The following is a 17,341-nucleotide window of genomic DNA, read 5'->3' as shown; positions in this document are numbered from 1 at the left end:
GGGGAGGAAGCGAGGGTTACTTGCCCTTGACCAGGTGGAGGGCGTTGAACATACCATCCGCACGGGGGCTGTAACGTAGATCGCCGCGTACGGAGGAGATGATCATCTGGCGGGCAATGGGGACAACCACCCGGTCGGCCATGGCCGTCTCGATCGCCTTGGCGACAAGACCGTAGCGGGTCTGCTCGTCGAACGTCACCGATGCCTTTTCGAGCAGAGCGTCGACGTCGGGATTGCTGTAGCCAGTGTAGTTGACACCGCCATACGCGCGCTCCTTGTTCGGCGTATGAATGCTGAACAGAGCAGCGTTCAGCAGTTCTCCCATGCCCGTGCCAACCGTCCAGTAAGCCATGCCGAAATTGCCCTTGGCGCGTTCGACCGAGTACAGGTTGGCGGGCAGGGCCTCGATGGTCACTGCGATACCGAGCTGTGCGGACATGGAGGCTACCGCCTGGCAGATATCGACGTCGCGAACCTGGGCGCCCGAGGTGCAGATCATGCGCGTCTGAAACCCGTTGGGATATCCGGCTTCCGCCATCAGTTGGCGCGCCTTGGCGAGATTGGGCTCGATTGGTGGCAGATTGGCGCTGCCGCCCGGATACTCGGACGGGTAGGGCTGACCTTCGCGAACCGCGACATTGTCGAGGATGCGCGAAACGATTGCATTGGAGTCGATGGCGAGGGCCACGGCCTGACGCACGCGCAGGTCAAGGAACGGGTTCACGGTAAGCGGCGAGCCGTCCTTCTTGGCGAAGCCCGTTGCCGCCGGCGAGAAGTTGAAGGCGATCGAGATGTTGCGGTCTTCACCCGCGGTGAACACGGAGCAGCACTTGTCATCTTCGACGCGCCGGATGTCGATGGAGTCCTGGCGGGAGTTTACATCAATGTCGCCGCCCAGAATGGCCGCGGTACGTGCCGACCCGTTCGCCATCACGCGGAAGGTGATCTTGTCGAAGCCGCCCGTGCCGGCCCAGTGACCGTCGTAGCGCGCAACCTCGATGGACTCGCCGGGGATCTGCTTGACGAAGGAGTAGGCGCCTGTGCCGACCATGCAGCTCTTGACGAACTCCTCGGTGGGGACCGCCTCGCATTCCTTCTTCACGATGTACACGAAGCTGAGCTTGGTCGGCAGCACCGGATCGGGCTCAGTCGTCTCGAAACGCACCGTGGTCGGATCGACTGCGACCGCGTTGGCGATCTTGCCGGTGTAGAAGGTGAAACGCAGCAGTGGCGAGGGCAGAGAACCGATGCGCTTGACCGTGGCCACAACGTCGTCCGCCGTTAAGGGCGAGCCATCCTGGAATGTCACGCCGTCACGCAGCTTGAATTCCCACGTCTTGTCGCCGATGGAGGTCCACGACGTTGCAAGGCCCGGCTCCAGCTTGCCATCAAGGCTGCGGCGGATGAGCGCGTCGAAGATATGAAGGCTGATGGTGGCGGTGTGCGGCTGCACGGCGTAGTTGGGATCGATGGATGCCGCCTCGACCGGTACGGCGACGGCGATGTCCTGCGCGGCCGCCAAATGGCCGCTGAAGGCACAGAGTAGGACAGCGAATACGAGCGACTTCAGTCTCACGTCAGAGTCCTTTCCCCTGATTGAAGCGGCCGAGCACATTGAGCAGCAGCCGCGATACGTTGTTGTCCCCGCCATTCCACAGCAGGCTTCCGGCGAAATTCATCGAGCCGACGGCGAACACCTGTCCCGCGCCATTCTGCGAGTAGGTGACGTCCGCACGGATCAGTTCGGGGAGCGGACGCGGCGGATGCTGCGTCTCCATCTCCTCGTTGACAGGCCTGAAGGCATCGGAATGACCTTCTGAACTGGCAATGACGATGGCTCCGTCGGGCGTGCCGAGAAGCGGGTCGGCGCGGTCGAGCTCAAGCCCGGCGGCCCCACCGGCGAAGTAGCCGAAGTCGCCAATGATCTCGTCCTCGATGCCGTCCATGAGCCACGCAGCATCGGCGCCGTAGGAGGCGCCCGAGCGGCGGTAATAGGAGCTCGAGTAGTCGCCCTGGCTGCTGAAGCCCACGCCAACAAGGCGTTGCGGCGGGCGGTTGAGGCGACGCCACAGGCCGCCATAGGTGCCGTCGAAGGCGTGATAGTACTCGCCCGGCTCTGAGGCCCAGCTGCGCACGCCACCCTCGGCCCGGCGCAGCTCGATGACGTCGGGCAAGTCGCGGTGGAAGCACACGCGCCAGTAGAAGCCGTTGGCCCCCATATAGATCAGATTGCCTCCACCCTTCACGTAGTGCTCGATCCCGTCAAGCGTCTCGCTCGTGTGATACTCGGGGTGCGACCCCGTCATCACGCACTGGTAGGGTGCGAGCAGCGCAGGGCCTTCGCGATGCAGGTCGTGGTCGGTCAGCACGTCATAGGCGATGCCGTTGTCTTCGAGCCACTTGATGATGTGCAGGTCGGCATTGAAGTGCAGCAGGCCGGAGCCCTTCGGATCGAAGGTGTGCAGTTGTCCGGGGCGCAGTTCGAGCAACGGCCTGTTGCTCGATGCGTGACACACGCCACTGGTGTCGCTGTGCTTGTTATACATCGATAGGCCGTATTCCGGATGTTCCGCAACGATGTTCTGGGCCACGCCCCACACGCTGATGCGCTCGCGCAGCTCGGGGTTTTCGGGGCGCGCGAAATTCGCATAGGTTTGATAGGTGAGCGTGGGCAGAAGCAGGGCCAGCGTCGCGGTCGGCGCGGCGGGGCGGATGGCGAACACCAAATGGTCGCGATGTCCGCCGCCGTCGAGCCGCATGGCGTAAATCCCGCTTGCCAGGTCGGCCGGCACCGTCCAGCTAAAGTCTGCTTCCCACCCAGCGTCGCCGAGATCGTCGTCGTGAAAGTGGATGGCGCCGTACTCGTCGGGCGCGTGGCGCCAGCTCATTTCGCGGCCTGACCAGTTCGAGCCCAGCATCGCGCGCGCCGGCAGGTTGACCAGTTGCGCATCAAGCCCGTTTGGGCCCGTGTCGTAAGCGATGGTGCCAGGGATATCCCTCGAGAAATCCCAGCAGGCGACGGTCTTGGCCGGGGGCAGTTCGCCTCTGTTGAAGAAGTGCTCCACCTCCGCGTCGGTGAGTCCTCCGGACGCGATGGCGGGGCGTTCGATCTTGCCATTATAGTGATGCCGCGGTGTGCCGCCGGCGGCCGCGGCGATGGAGATCGCGACCCCATCGCTTGCTTCACCGGCAGCGTCTCTCAGTCCGATCTCCGCGTGTTCGCTCTTGCCGGTATCAAGATCGAGTTGGTCGATGGACAGGACACCGTGCAGCGGGCTGAAGCTCGCCCAAACGCGGTAGAACCGCCGTGGGCGCAGTATTGTCGGGAGACGTACGACGGCATCTCGCCCCCAGCGGAACTGTAGCCGGCCACCCTCGCCGAGGCTGAGGGCAAAGCCCCCGGCGGCATCGTGGACACTGATGATGTCCTGTAGGCCCTTCTGCGGCGTCGTTGGCCAGATAGTCGCAAGCACACTGACGCCTGCATCCCTGCTGTAAGGGCAGGTCGTCGCTGTTACGTTGGCGCGGGAGCCGACGTCTGTCGTCTGCGGACGTGATGGAAACTGTGACCGGAAAACTGCTGAAAGATCAACTTCGACCGAGCCGGGGCCGTCGGGATTGGGATCCGCGCACACGAGGCGGACGAGCGTGGCGACGTAGGGCTCACTGGCGAGGCTGCTCACCATGAACCGGACTGTTTCTCCGGGCTTCGCACTGAAGCGGTCCGCGTATCCGATGAGCGGCAGAACCACAGTCCAATCCCCACGCGTTCGCCGCCCGTTTCCGGCCTGTACAGAATTCCACTCATACCTACCTATCAATTAAAAAGATTAAGTGCTACAAAAAAATTCGATTGAGGTCGGGGTGTGCTTCTTGGGTGGTGAACGACAGTTGAAAGCGGGCTCTACGGTAACGGAGGAGGCCCGGTCGGGCTTTACAAACCGCCTTGCGGCCATGGTTGCCGAAACGCCGGTCGGCGCGTTCAGCGACGCCGCTCTCGCTGCGGCGGCGCGTGCAATTCTCAACTTCGTTGGAACTGCAATCGGCGGCAGCACACAGCCCTCTCAGGCCATCCTCTCGGAAGCGATCGGCGTTGGGGCAGAGTCAGGTCCATCGACAGTGCTGGGCACCCGCATTCGGACCAATCCGCTGAGCGCGAGCTATCTGAACGCCGCGAGCGCGAACGTCCTCGACTTCGACGACACGCACCTGCCGACCGTCGCGCATCCGATCGGACCGGTGGCGTCTGCCCTGTTGGCGCTGTCGCAGCAGCGTCCGACGAGCGGGACAGTGCTGCTTCAGTCGCTGATCCTTGGGGTAGAGGTCGCCTGCCGGCTGGGCCGGTCGCTCACGCCGGCGCATTATGCACGTGGATGGCATATCACCGCCACCACGGGAGTCGTAGGCGCCGCTGCGGGGGCCGCGAGAGCGATGGGGCTGCCGCTAGAGCACACGTCTGTTGCGATGGCGCATGCGGCCACTCAGGCTTGTGGTCTCGTCGTCAGCCTCGGGGCCATGTCCAAGAGCCTTGCGGTCGCCGGTGCTGCGCGTAACGGCCTGTTGTCGGCGATCCTCGCTGAACGCGGATTCACGGCGCCGGCCAACGCCATCGAGGCGCCTTTCGGATTCGTCGACTTGTTTGGAGCGAATGCGAGCGTCGACTTGCCGCGCCGGATCGACCGGCCGGGCTGGGAGCTGGAGAGCGTGCAGCTCAAGCCCTATCCCTGTGCCGTCGTCATCAACCCGCTGGTCGAGTGCGGCAGGGCCGTTGCCGAGGCGGTTGGAAGTGACGAGATCGCGACGATCGCTGCGCATGGCCCGCCTCTGCTGCTCATCCGAGCGAACCGGCCGAACATCTCGTCTCGCGGCGAGGCACAGTTGAGCGCCCAGCACGCGCTTGCAGCGACTCTCCTACACGGTCAACCCCGTCTCGAGGACTTTGGGGAAGCCGCCATCAGCGACCTACGACTGGCCGACCTCCGCGCGCGCATCGGTTTGGTCGCAGACTTGGCGCATAGCATAGATTCTGCGCGCCTCGCGGTGACGCTGCACAATGGTCGGGTGCTGGAATGGGAGGTCGGCAAGAACGTCGCGATCGGACAGCGCATGCTCTCGCCGCAGGATCTGGAAGCCAAATTCGTGACCCTCGCCGTCCCGGTTATCGGTGAGGAGAGAGCGGCACGCATCATGTCGGACATTGCGGGATTTGGCGCGGCGGTCGACATCGGCGCCGTCATGGAGAAATGGAATTTCATGGAGAAATGGAATTGAGGATTGGTATCGTCGGTGCCGGAGCAATTGGCGGGGCCGTCGCTGCGCATCTCCTGGCATCAGGACATAGCGTGGCTGTGGTCGATCCGCGGGCCGACGTCGTTGACGAGATCGTCGGTAAGGGCGGCAGGCGTAGTGACGTCGGCTCCGTTGGGGCAGAGGTCGACATCGTGGTGACCTGCCTCAGCTCCGAGTCCGCAATCGATGCTGTGTACCACCCGATCGATGGCCTTCTTGGCGCGCCCTTGCCCGCTTGTATCGTCGATCTATCCACCTGCGGGCCGGCGATGGCCGCGCGTCTTGGCGCTGCGGTCGGTGAGCTCGGAGGCCATTTCATCGATGCGCCCGTGAGCGGGGGGCGGGAGAAGGCGCTGGCCGGTACACTCGCAGTCATCGCCGCGGGCACGCCGGCGGCCTTCACGGCGGCGGGCGGGTTCTTCAAGGCCATAGGTGCGGAGCTCATCGTCGTGGGCGACGTGCCGGGGCAGGCGCAGATCGCCAAGCTCATCAACAACGTGCTCAGCTATGTGGCCCTCGCGGCGACCAGCGAGGCACTGGTGCTGGGGAAGGCAGCCGGCCTCGATCCGGAGCGGGTCCTTGCCGCAGTCAACGCTGGCAGTGGCCGCAATTCGGCATCTGCCAGCAAGATTCCTAGTCATGTCCTCACGCGCAACTTCGATTTTGGCGCAACCAACGAGATCAGTCACAAGGATTTGGGGCTGTTCGCAAGCCTCGCGGAAGAACTGGCACTGCCGGTGCCGATCGCCACGCAGATGCTTCAGCTCCTGCGTGGCTGGCGTCGCGGTCGCGAGACAGAGGACATGACCACAATTGCGCAACTGTTCGAAGGCTGGGGCGGCGTCACCCTGGAGCGGCGGGCAGAGCGCTAGTTCGCGCCCAGCACCTTGCGAAAGGCACCGATTGCGAGATCGATGCCATCGCGGTCGACGTGCATATGCGTGACGGCACGGCCGAGAAAGTGGTCCATGGCGGTGACCGATACGCCCTCCGCTGCGAGCCGGTCGCGCAGTTCTGCGGAGGTGAGGCCGGTGCCTTCGGTGCGGAACAGTACGATGTTCGTATCGGGCTGCTGAACGGCGAGGCCCGGGAGATCCGCGATGCCCGCCGCGAGGCGGCTCGCATTGGCGTTGTCCTCCACCAATCGCTGCACATTGTGGTCGAGGGCAAAGATGCAGGCTGCCGCATACATGCCGACCTGCCGCATCGCGCCGCCCAGTCGCTGCTTCCAGCGCCATGCCACGTCGATGAATTCGGACGAGCCGGCCAGCACCGCTCCGAACGGTGCGCCGAGGCCCTTGGAGAAGCATAGCCAGACGCTGTCGAAATCGCGCGCCATGTCGCTGGCGGACACGCCGGAACTGATCACGCCATTCATCAGGCGCGCCCCGTCCATATGGAGGGCCATGTCGTTGGACCTGGCGCATGCGGCGACGTCCCGGAGCCTCTCGAGCGGCCACACGCTGCCACCGCCAAGGTGGGAGGTCTGCTCGATGACGAGGAGACGTGGTATCGGCGCGTAGCGGCTGCGGGCGCGGATCGCACCCGTGAGCGTCGCGGAATCGAACTGGCCACGCGCGCCGCGTAGCCCCCCGATGAGCACGCCCCCAAGCGCGCTGCCCGCGGCGGCCTCATGCGCAAGGACGTGCGCGTCCTCGTGCGCCAGCACCAAATCGCCCGGCCGGCAATGAACGAGCATCGCGATCTGGTTGCACATCGTCCCGCTCGGCAGGAACACCGCGTCTTCCTTGCCGAACAGGGCGGCGACCCGGCGGCAGAGTTCGTTGACGGTGGGGTCGAGCCCCGCCTGTTCATCGCCGAGCGCGGCGTCGAACATTGCGCGCTTCATCGCCTCCGAAGGAAGCGTCAGGGTGTCGGAGTAGAGTGCGACCGCAGGTCTGTCAGTCGTTGCCACAGGTCGGGGCGCAAAGGTCATGATGGCTCCCGCTAGGTGACGCGTCAGACGCGCCGTCGATCGGCTGGTTGCAGGTCGCCGAAGATCGATACGGTTCCGACCCAGATCACCTTGGCCGGCGTCTTGCGCTTGTTGACGTAGGAGTGCGGGCTGTCGCCGCGGAAATGGCAGGTGTCGCCTTCGTTCAGGATCACGGTCGAGTCGTCGATGGTCTGGTGGAGTTCACCCTCGAGGATATAGATCCACTCCTCGCCGATATTGGTGACCGTCTTGGACTTGTAGCCTGGCGGGATGTGCATCAGCACCGCGTCAAGGTTCTGCCCGGTGAAGACCGTCGACATCCGCTCGTAGCGCACTCGCGAGTCGCTGACGGCGAAGGCGGCCCGATGGCCCTTGCGAGTGACGGCTTCCGGCGGCAGTCCGATCTGAAGGAACGACGATACGGAAAGGCCAAGCGCCTTGGCGATGCCTGCCATAGTACCGAGCGACGGTGTCGATTTGCCCCGTTCGACGAGGGACAGGAAGGCAGGCGAGATCATAGCCACGTCGCAGAGCTGAACGAGCGTCATGCCCCGCTTCTGCCGTTCGCGGCGGATTATGGCGCCCAGGTTGGACACCATAGCGCTTCCTTCTAACCCGCCGGCGCCTTTGGTCACCGAGGTGCCATCTACTTCTTCCATGTCACCGATCCTGGCAATTGTCGTAGCGCAGGCGTAACGCGATCAGGTCGCCCTGAGTGGCTACCGGACCCGACGCCCCTCGCGTCATCTCACGCATCCATTTGCTACCAGTTCTTTCTGGTGGAGGCGATTCGTTCAAGAGGAATGCCCCACGCTCTCGAGAGTTCGGTCGAGTTCCGGAAGGTCCTGCTCGCCCCAGCCGCTCTCCTGCTCAATGAAGAAGGCACAGCGCAAAAGTACGGCCTCTGCATGCCGCGACGCAATCAGCTGCAGTCCGACCGGCAATCCGAGGCCGTCCATGGTCGTTGGGACGTGAATTGCCGGATGACCCGTCAGGTTGAAGGGCAGGGCGGGAATTTGCATGGGGGTAGAGAAGAAGTCGTTGGCCCGCTGCAGGTGTGGCGCTCCGGAGATGGCGCTGGCAGTCAGGATCACGTCATGTGTGTTGAACAAGCTATCGAGCTGCTCTGTTAGGCTGCGGCGCAAACGAAAGGCCTGCACGAGGTCGGGGCCGCTGACTGCGGCGCCCAGCAGCAGACGATGCGCCGTATTTTCGGCATAGCTCGAGAGCTTCGTCCGTAGATCATGCTGATGCAGTGCAAATGCTTCGGCGAGCATGATCGCCGTGTTGCTCGCAAAGAACGCATCATAGTCCGGCAGGGCGATGGCGGAGATGTGGGCGCCAGCACGCCGCAGGGCCTCGGTCGTGGCCTCCATCGAGCCCGCGACTTCCGGGTCGAAGCTGCTCTCGAGGCCCATGTGGCCCGCGGGAATGCCGATACGGAGCCCCGCTACGCCGGCAGACAGGGCACCGCGACAGTCATTTGCGGGGCGATCAATGCCCGTATCGTCAGTCAGCACTTCCAGCGCGATGGCCGCATCCTCGACCGACCGCGCCATGGGACCGCAGTGGTCGAGCGAGAACGACAACGGAAACGCCCCGCGAGGGCTGACGCGACCGTATGTTGGCTTGAGGCCGACGATGCCGCAATAGGCTGCCGGCTGACGGATCGAGCCGCCGGTATCGGATCCTATCGCCAGCCTGACGAACCCCGCCGCGACTGCCGCTGCCGCGCCCGACGAGGAGCCGCCGGTGATGTGTTCGCGATTCCATGGGTTGCGGGGCGGCGGATAGGGCAGGTCCGGTCCGGTGCCGCCGGTCGCAAATTCCTGCATGTGAACCTTGCCCAGCAGCACGGCTCCCGATTCCGACATCCGCTCGAAAACGGCACTGTCGGTCGTCGGAACGAAGCCTTCGCGGAGACGAGAGTTGCACGTGGTCGGCACTCCGGCGACGTTGAACAAATCCTTGAGGGCATAGGGAACGCCATGCATCGCCCCGCGCACTTTGCCGCGCCGCAATTCGTCGTCGGCAGAACGTGCCTGGGCGATGGCGAGGTCGCGGGTCAGGCAGACGAATGCCCGAACCTGCGGATCATGCTGGTCGATGCGCGAGAGCGCGTGGCGGGTGAGAGCCTCGGAGGTGAGCTCTCCGCTTCGAAGTTTCGTCCCGACCTCGGCGATCGACAGTTCATGCAAAGGCTTCGTCACTTCGTTTCGAACCTGCTCGCATCGGCCAGGCTGTAGAGGGGTTCCTTCAGATCCGGTTCCGGAGCGTAAAGGGAGCGCAACTGCCTGCGAAGCGCCACATAGCCATCGACCAAGGCGGACATCATCGGCTCGGGGACCACGACCTGAGCACGATTCAGCTGCTGATCGAGTTCGATGCGTGCCTCAATGTGTTGGACCGTCCATGAGTGGCCCTCACCGTTTTCCATCCTGTCCTGTCCGTGATCGCAGTTGGCGCTTCGCCAATACCTAACTTAAATAATTTTATTGCCAAGAGATTTCTTTACTGGATTGGAGCGGGCATCGGGGAGCTCGTCAAATCGCCGGACTCGCATGGACTGCAGGTGGAGGCCTTGCGTTCCCGCCTTCGCTTGGGGGGGTGGGAGACTCCCCATAGGCCCTTGAAAAAATTTGTATCACTTAAAAAATTTAATTGACAGAAGGAAATTGCGGCGGCTATCTCTCGTGCCATCGAACCCACCCAAGAGGCCGCCGTGAAAATTGCAGAGCTATTACGCGAAACCTTGGCGAGCAACGGCGTAGACACTGTAATCGGGGTTCCCGGTGGGCAGACCTTAGGGTTCTACCATGCACTCTCGCAGAGCAACGGGCGGATCCGGCACCTGACCGTCCTCGACGAGCGCACTGGCGCTTACGCGGCCGACGCATATGCACGCGCTACCGGGAAGCTCGGTGTCTGTGACGGCACCGTGGGTCCGGGCGCGACCAATCTCGTGTCGGGCCTCGCCGAAGCGCTCAACTCGTCCAGCCCGATCCTCGCCATCGTGTCCGAACTCCAGTCCGAGACGATCCACTTCAGCGAGTGGGGCACCGCCTCGCAGGGCATCGATCAGGTCGAACTGCTGCGCCCCGTCTGCAAGGCCGTCTACGCGGTTCGCGAGGCGCACGAATTTCACTACATGCTCAATCGCGCCATTCTTGCGGCGCTGACGGGCAGGCCGGGTCCTGTCGCCATCATCATCCCGATGGACATGTTCGAGACCGAAGTGGTTCCCCCCCGCCTTGGTTCGATCTCGACAAGCGTTGTCCGGCCTGCCCGCTCAATCGCAGATCCAGCCGCCGTTGCTGACGCGGTGACGCTTTTGCGCGACGCGCAGCGTCCGCTGCTGCTCGTCGGGGGCGGTGCCGTCGGCTGCGATGCCAATGAGGAAGTCCTGCGCGTGGCGGAACTGCTTCAAGCTCCGGTCGCCACCACCTGGACGGGCAAGGGCATCATCGCCGAAGACCATCCTCTGGCTCTGGGTATTCTCGGCAATGCGGCAGGCTATCCCGGTCTCGAGGATGCGGCGAAGGCCGCTGACCTGATCTTCATGGTGGGTACCAAGTCATCGCAGAACAGCACCTATCGCTGGACCATTCCGAGCATCGGACAGAAGGTGATTCATCTCGACGTGGATGGGATGGAGACCGGGCGCGTCTTCCGCACTGACGTGTCGCTGGTTGGCGATGCCCGCCTCGTGCTGACCCAGCTTGCCGACGCACTTACGGGCTCGGCCAAGGTCGATCGGCCGGAGTGGCGCGCGAAGTACTCCGATGTGCTCAAGCGCGCGCGCGTCGAACTCGGCCGCCAGGCGGCGCTCGATTTCGTCCCCATTGCTCCCCAGCGTGTGGTTGACGAGATCTCGAAGGCTGCCGCGGCGCAGGACGTGTTCGTGTGCGACGCGAGCTTCGCGAGCGCCTGGGGCGCGATGTACTATTCCATCAAGCAGGCCGGCCGACGGACGATCTTTCCACGCGGCATGGCGGGGCTCGGCTTCGGTTTGCCAGCAGCCGTAGGTGCAGCGGCAGGCCGGCCCGACGCGTCGGTGTTCCTCCTCTCGGGCGATGGCGGCTTTGCCTATTCGGTCCAGGAGCTGGCTGTGGCCGTCAAGTTCGGACTCAAGGTTCGGGCCATTGTCATCAACAACGGCTCCTATGGCTGGATCAAGCACTCCTACAGCGCGCGCTTCGGCGGGGATCTGGCCGAGACGCATATGCCTCGCTTCGACTACGTGGCTGTTGCCAATGGCATGGGCTGCCCCGCGATCCGCGTCGAAAAGCCGGAAGATCTGGCCGCCGCGCTGCGAACGGCGGCCGACGCATCGGGGCCGTTCCTCGTCGAGGTCATCACCAGCGCTGAGGAATCGCCGATCGTATCGCACCGCGGCAAGGCCGCCGATCCCTACAAGGCGCCTGCCGACCCTTACGCGGTGACCGAGAATGCATAGGGCCGCAGACATGACGACGCAGAGCTACGGCAATTTCATCAGCGGTCGGCGAGTTTCGGCGGGCAGCGGTCTGTTCGAGGCGACAAATCCGACGACGGGGGCGGTGTGGGGGACCTTCACCGACTCTCGCATCGAAGATGTCGACGCCGCCGTCAGCTCTGCGCATACGGCATTTACCGGTGACTGGGGCCGCGTCTCCGCCAGCGAGCGCGGTCGGCTGATGCTGCGTTGGGGCGACCTCATCCTTGCCAATGCCGAGCGCCTGGCGCGCATCGAGACCGGCCAGAACGGCAAGCTGCTGAGCGAAATGCTGGCCCAGGTTCGGGTCGTACCGGAATGGCTGGCCTACTATGGCGGCCTCGCCGACAAGATCGAGGGGTCGGTGATCCCGCTGAAGCAGACCTCCGTTCTCAACTACACCCTCAAAGAGCCGCTCGGTGTGATCGCGGTGATCGTGCCGTGGAACTCGCCGCTCCTGCTTGCCATAATGGCGATCGCCCCGGCTCTGTCGGCAGGCAACGCCATCGTTCTCAAGCCCTCCGAGGTGACCTCGGCCTCGGCGATCGAGATCGCTGCTCTCGCGATCGAGGCGGGTTTCCCCGCTGGCGTGATCAACGTCGTCACTGGGGCGCGCGAGGCGGGAGCGGCGCTGGTCGAGCATCCACTGGTCGCCAAGATCTCGTTTGCCGGTGGCGAGGAGGCAGGGCGCGCCATCGCGGCGCGGGCTGGCCAACGGCTGGTTGGATGCACCCTCGAGCTTGGCGGCAAGAGCCCCAACATCGTTTTCGACGACGCCGACCTTGATCTCGCCGAAGCAGGCGTCCTGGGCGGAATCTTCGCAGCAGCCGGGCAATCATGCGTCGCGGGCTCGCGGGCCTACATCCAGCGCGGCACCTATGATCGGCTGGTTGACAGGCTGGTGAGCCGTGCAAGCAAGATTCGCATCGGCGATCCGCTTGAGGCCGGCACCCAGATGGGACCGCTCGCCAGCACCGCGCAGTTGCGAAAGACCATTGACATGGTTGCGCGCGCCAAAAGCGACGGCGCTGACGTGCTCGGTGGCGGTGGGCAACCTTCCATCGCGGGCTACGAAGGCGGCTTTTTCTTCGAGCCGACCATTCTGGGCGGAGCGGCAGCCGACAGCTTCATCATGCAGAACGAGGTCTTCGGTCCGGTGCTCTGCGTAACACCCTTTGACGACGAGGATGAGATCGTGGAGGCCGCCAACGCCACTCGCTTCGGCCTCGCAGCCGGCGTGTGGACCAACGATCTACGCCGTGCCCACCGTATGGCGCGCGCCATAAAGGCGGGCACCGTGTGGATCAATACCTATCGCGCGCTGACCTACAACTCGCCGTTCGGTGGCTACAAGAACAGCGGGCAGGGGCGCCTCAACGGCGTCGATGCCGTCAATGCATTCCTCCAGACCAAGAGCGTCTGGTGCGAGTTGGGGACGGCGGTCAACGACCCGTTCGTCATCCGCGCGTGAGCGCGACGTCGGATTTTGCCGGGAGGCTCGTGGCATTCGATGTCGCCGAGTCCGACATCGGAACGCTGAATACACTGCTCCTCGACCAGTTGGCCGTTGCGCTCTTTGGAAGTCGGCAGCCGGTTTCGCAGGCTTCCGAGGCGGCAACTGGGGTTCTCAGTCGGGGGCCGGCCGTCGTCGTGGGGCGTAACAGTCGCGTTGGAGCCGAGCAGGCTGCCTTTCTCAACGGAGTGTCTGGCCACAGCTACGAACTCGACGACACCCACGACGGTTCGCTATCGCATCCCGGCGCCGCAGTGATCGGTACCGCGCTCGCCGCCGCCGCTGAAACCGGCGCGACGGGCCGGCAACTGCTGGGTGCCATTGTGGCGGGCTACGAGGCAATGGGGCGGATCGGCGTTGCTGCCGATGCGCCCCATGCCATCGCGCGCGGCTTGCACCCGACATCCCTGTTCGGCGTCTTCGGAGCTGCAACCGCTGCTCTTCGGCTCATTCGGCCGGAGCCGCAGCTGCTGGAGCGCGCCTGGGGACACAGCCTGTCGCTTGCCTCAGGATCGATGCAGTTCTCGCAGGAGCCAGATGGCGCCGAGGTCAAGCGGCTTCACGCGGGCTTTGCCGCAAGGAACGGAGTTCTAGCGGCACGCCTCGCCGTGGCAGGTATCAGCGCGCCGCTGGGCAGCATCGAGGGCCGCTACGGTCTGTTCGCGCTGGTGGGAGGGAGGTCCGATGCCCGCGTTCTGACGGACGACAGGCCGACTATCATCAGCGAGATCAGCATCAAGCCATACGCCTGCAATCGGCTGTTCCATGCGGCAATCGACGCACTTGGTACGCTGACCGGCTTTGCGGTCGACCGGGCTCTGGTGCGATCACTTGTCATCCGCGGTCCGCGCAAGCTCATGGACCAGCACATGGTGCGGCGGCCCGCGAGCAGCATGGCCGCGCAATACAGCCTGCCCTTCGCCATCGGCGCGGCGCTTACCCATGGTCCGCACGACCTCGAGGCGTTCACGCCAACCCACCTCGCCAATGCCGAGATACTGGCATGGGCGGACATGGTGCAGGTCGAGGTCGATCCAGGATTTGAGAAGGCCTTTCCGGCCCACTTTGGCGCCGAGGTTGAAATCGTCACCCGCGCCGGGGAAGTCCGCAGCGAGCGGGTGCTCGACAGCCTGGGGACGACAGCCCGACCCATGGATGGCGGCGCCGTGCGGACCAAGGCGGCGCAGCTCGTCGCCGCGGCCCTGCCGGGCTTTCAACTGGGCCGGCTGGTCGAAGCGATCGAACAGCTATGGCAGGCGCCGGATGTTTCGGCACTGCAAGCCGCACTGCAACATTGAGTGGAGCCAGCGATGGATCTCAACCTGCGCGGCAAGCGCGCGATTGTCACCGGGGGCAGCGGTGGTCTTGGCCGCGCCATCGCCCTAGCGCTGGCGCGCGAGGGCATGGACATCACCCTCGTCGCAAGGAATGCCGAGGCATTGGCGGGCGTGGCCGCAGAATGCACGGCGGCGGGTTCGACTCGCGCCGATAGTCTCGCGGTAGATCTGATGGATCGCGCGTCTGCAGACACAGTTGTGGCGTCCAGTGCCGGGCGCGCCGTGGACGTCCTGGTCAATTGCGCGGGCGCCACCAAGCGCGGTGATTTCTTCTCGCTGACCGACAAGGACTGGGCCGACGGCTTCGAGCTCAAGTTCTTCGGGACAATGCGCATGTGCCGCGCCTTGTGGCCGTCGCTTGCCGCCTCACGTGGTGCCATCGTCAACATCGTCGGTGCCGGGTCGCGCACGCCGTCCGCCGACTTCGCCATCGGCGGCTCGGTGAACTCGGCGCTGCTCAACTTCACGAAGGCGCTGGCCGATCGTGGACGCACCGACGGGGTGCGGGTGAACGCCATCAATCCCGGCTATTTCCTCACCGACCGGCTTGAGCACCGCATCGTCGCCGCGATGAACGCGGATGGTCGGACCCGCGAGGCTGTCGAGAGCGGCCTGCTCGCCGGTTATCGCATCTCGCGCTTCGGTCATCCCGAAGAGCTGGGAGGGCTGGTTGCCTTCATGGCGTCGGATGCCGGCTCGTACCTCCACGGCGCGATCGTCGATCTCGACGGCGGCGCGACAAAGGGCCTCTAGCTTCACATGCACGCAGCCCTCTCACCACTGCCAGTCGAGCTTCCGCCCCCGAAGGGGAAGCCACTGGCGCTCCTCGCTGGCGTCCGCGTGCTGGACCTCACCACGTCGATCGCGGGCCCCTATGCGGCCATGCTGCTCGGCGACTTCGGTGCCGATGTCGTCAAAGTGGAATCGATTGACGGGGGCGATGATGCGCGCGCCTGGGGGCCGCCGTTCCTCGAAGGGGAATCGCTGTGGTTCCTGTCGGTAAATCGCAACAAGCGTGGCGTGGCGCTCGACCTCGCGTCAGAGGCGGGACTGCAGGCGCTCCATGACCTCATCGACGTCGCCGATGTGCTGATCATCAATCGCCCGGCGGCGGTGGCGGCCAGACTCGGCATCGACTACGGAGCCGCGTCCGCGCGCAATCCGCGTCTGGTGTACGCCTCGATCACGGGCTTCGGGCTCGACGGCGAGCGCGCCGACCACGCCTGCTACGACCTCATCGCCGAGGGCCATTCGGGCGTCATGGATCTGACCGGCGCAAAGGACGGCGCACCGCAGAAGGTCGGTGTCCCTGCCGCCGACATGCTGGCTGGCCAGGACGCCGCTCTCGCCGCCCTTGCTGCACTTCTGGCGCGCCACAAATCGGGCGCCGGCAGCCTCATCGACATCTCGCTCCTCGAAAGCATGACCCGGTTCCTGACCTGTCGGGTGGTGCCCTATCTGGGGTCGGGCGAAATGCCGACGCGCTCTGGCGGCACCGACAGCGTTATCGCCATCTACCGGACATTCGAGACCGCCGACCGGCCGATCACGCTCGGGCTCGGCAACAACTCGATCTGGCGCCGCTTCTGCGAGGCCATCAACCGTACAGATCTGGTTGTCGATACGAGATTCCAGACCAACGCCGATCGTCGCGCCCACCGTGAGTGGCTGGTTGAGCAGATAGCCGAGGTAATCAGGCACAGGCCGCAGGCACACTGGCTTGCCGCGTTCAGAACTGCCCGCGTTCCCGCTGGCCCGATCAACACTGTTGCCGATGTCAGTGCCGACCTGCCGCTGCGCGAGCGCGGCCTTTTCTTCGCGATCGCCGAGGAGGAGCGCGTTATCCCGCAGGTGGGACTTGGCATTCACTTCGATGGGGAGCCGGCCGCCCCGCGCTTTGCACCACCGGCGCTCGGCGCACATTCGCGCGAGGTACTCGGCGACTGGCTCAACTACGATCAGAGCGCCCTTGATGCGCTGTTCTCCAAACCGCCAACCGGATGAGATCTGCAATGGCATTCGAGTCCATCGTTTACGAGGAAGATGGCCCCATCGGGACCATCACCCTGAACCGGCCGGACGACGGCAACATGTTCACTGTGCAGACCTGTTTCGAGCTGCGCGACTGCATTGAGCAGATCCGCCGAGAGACGCGGACCCGGGTGGTTGTGCTGACCGGGGCGGGCGACACGTTCTTTTGCATCGGCGGTCGCAAGGACGGCATGGAAGAGACCAATCTCTATGCCGGCGTGCTTCCCATCCTCGATGTCTACGAGGCGATAGACCGGCTGCAGAAGCCGGTGATCGCCAGTGTCAACGGCTATGCAGTGGGCGGTGGCAACGTCCTCCAGGTCATGTGCGACATGACCGTGGCCAAGGAAAGCGCCATCTTTCGACAGGTCGGCCCGATGATGGGCTCCTTCGATGCTGGCTTCGGAACCTGGTACCTCGAAGATCTCGTGGGGAAGAAGAAGGCCAAGGAGATCTGGTTTCGGAACCCCAAGATCACCGCGCGCGAAGCGATGGAACTGGGCATGATCAATATGGTGGTGCCTGATGACGAGCTGCGACAGCGGACTCGCGCACTGGCGCTCGAGATCGCTCAACGCGGTTCCTTCGCGCTGGCCTCAATCAAAGCGGCCTTCGGCAGCCGCCACGGCGGCGTCGCGGGTCTCGCGCGAATGGCGCACGATCTGCTTCTGCGGGGCTATCTGGAAACCGAAGAGAGCGCGGAGCTTGCGGACGCCTTCAAGGCGCGACGCGATCCCGATGTGAGCCGCTTCGGGAAATAG

The 17,341-nt window shown here is 64.4% G+C and carries 14 protein-coding genes; 8 read left to right on the top strand and 6 right to left on the bottom strand.

Translation table 11 applies throughout. From position 1 onward, the window contains the following. Positions 1–16 precede the first annotated feature (16 nt). Together C7450_RS14725 and C7450_RS14720 are read right to left on the bottom strand one after the other, a co-directional pair. Positions 17–1,576 carry an ABC transporter substrate-binding protein gene (locus C7450_RS14725; RefSeq protein ID WP_170147256.1) on the bottom strand — a complete coding sequence of 520 codons (1,560 nt, stop codon included), beginning with the start codon at positions 1,574–1,576 and terminating at the stop codon, positions 17–19. Between the two features lies 1 nt (position 1,577). Further along, entirely contained in the window at positions 1,578–3,752 is a 2,175-nt protein-coding gene (locus C7450_RS14720) for a N,N-dimethylformamidase beta subunit family domain-containing protein (protein WP_110375229.1), read from the bottom strand. A 139-nt stretch (positions 3,753–3,891) separates the two neighbouring features. On the opposite strand from C7450_RS14720, the gene C7450_RS14715 reads away from it, so the two are divergent. Beyond that, positions 3,892–5,271, top strand: a complete 1,380-nt coding sequence (locus C7450_RS14715; RefSeq protein WP_146227342.1) for an MmgE/PrpD family protein — start codon at positions 3,892–3,894, stop codon at positions 5,269–5,271. Further along, positions 5,262–6,161, top strand: a complete 900-nt coding sequence (locus C7450_RS14710) for an NAD(P)-dependent oxidoreductase (protein ID WP_170147255.1) — start codon at positions 5,262–5,264, stop codon at positions 6,159–6,161. The genes C7450_RS14715 and C7450_RS14710 overlap by 10 nt, the downstream gene beginning before the upstream one ends. Here the strand turns inward: C7450_RS14710 and C7450_RS14705 are convergent. From C7450_RS14705 to C7450_RS14690, 4 genes are all read right to left on the bottom strand, one after another. Next, positions 6,158–7,225, bottom strand: a complete 1,068-nt coding sequence (locus C7450_RS14705; RefSeq protein ID WP_110375226.1) for a threonine aldolase family protein — start codon at positions 7,223–7,225, stop codon at positions 6,158–6,160. The genes C7450_RS14710 and C7450_RS14705 overlap by 4 nt on opposite strands. 23 nt (positions 7,226–7,248) lie before the next feature. Continuing rightward, on the bottom strand, positions 7,249–7,884 hold the full coding sequence (locus C7450_RS14700; protein WP_110375225.1) for a helix-turn-helix domain-containing protein: 636 nt from the start codon (positions 7,882–7,884) through the stop codon (positions 7,249–7,251). A 135-nt stretch (positions 7,885–8,019) separates the two neighbouring features. Beyond that, complete coding sequence (locus tag C7450_RS14695; RefSeq protein ID WP_110375224.1) at positions 8,020–9,435, bottom strand: amidase; 1,416 nt, start codon at positions 9,433–9,435, stop codon at positions 8,020–8,022. Further along, a complete protein-coding gene (locus C7450_RS14690; RefSeq protein ID WP_110375223.1) occupies positions 9,432–9,662 on the bottom strand; it encodes a hypothetical protein in 231 nt (76 codons plus the stop codon). Before C7450_RS14690 ends, C7450_RS14695 begins: the two co-directional genes overlap by 4 nt. A 285-nt stretch (positions 9,663–9,947) precedes the next feature. Between C7450_RS14690 and C7450_RS14685 the strand changes: the two genes are divergently transcribed. The 6 genes from C7450_RS14685 to C7450_RS14660 are packed head-to-tail and all read left to right on the top strand — an operon-like array spanning position 9,948 to position 17,341. Further along, positions 9,948–11,681, top strand: a complete 1,734-nt coding sequence (locus C7450_RS14685; RefSeq protein ID WP_110375222.1) for a thiamine pyrophosphate-binding protein — start codon at positions 9,948–9,950, stop codon at positions 11,679–11,681. Further along, positions 11,674–13,170, top strand: a complete 1,497-nt coding sequence (locus C7450_RS14680) for an aldehyde dehydrogenase (protein WP_245449759.1) — start codon at positions 11,674–11,676, stop codon at positions 13,168–13,170. Before C7450_RS14685 ends, C7450_RS14680 begins: the two co-directional genes overlap by 8 nt. A 29-nt stretch (positions 13,171–13,199) precedes the next feature. Further along, positions 13,200–14,510 carry an MmgE/PrpD family protein gene (locus C7450_RS14675; RefSeq protein WP_170147254.1) on the top strand — a complete coding sequence of 437 codons (1,311 nt, stop codon included), beginning with the start codon at positions 13,200–13,202 and terminating at the stop codon, positions 14,508–14,510. A gap of 12 nt (positions 14,511–14,522) precedes the next feature. Beyond that, positions 14,523–15,302: an SDR family NAD(P)-dependent oxidoreductase gene (locus C7450_RS14670; RefSeq protein ID WP_110375219.1), complete on the top strand. Its 780-nt coding sequence runs from the start codon at positions 14,523–14,525 to the stop codon at positions 15,300–15,302. A gap of 6 nt (positions 15,303–15,308) precedes the next feature. After that, complete coding sequence (locus C7450_RS14665) at positions 15,309–16,553, top strand: CaiB/BaiF CoA transferase family protein (protein WP_110375218.1); 1,245 nt, start codon at positions 15,309–15,311, stop codon at positions 16,551–16,553. Between the two features lie 8 nt (positions 16,554–16,561). Further along, positions 16,562–17,341 carry an enoyl-CoA hydratase-related protein gene (locus tag C7450_RS14660; RefSeq protein ID WP_110375217.1) on the top strand — a complete coding sequence of 260 codons (780 nt, stop codon included), beginning with the start codon at positions 16,562–16,564 and terminating at the stop codon, positions 17,339–17,341.

Origin of the sequence: Chelatococcus asaccharovorans, from assembly GCF_003201475.1 — a bacterium.
In the GTDB taxonomy this organism is placed as follows: Bacteria; Pseudomonadota; Alphaproteobacteria; order Rhizobiales; family Beijerinckiaceae; genus Chelatococcus; species Chelatococcus asaccharovorans.
The sequence above is the reverse complement of the archived record's forward strand: the minus strand, read 5'-3'. Positions and strand labels throughout refer to the sequence as shown.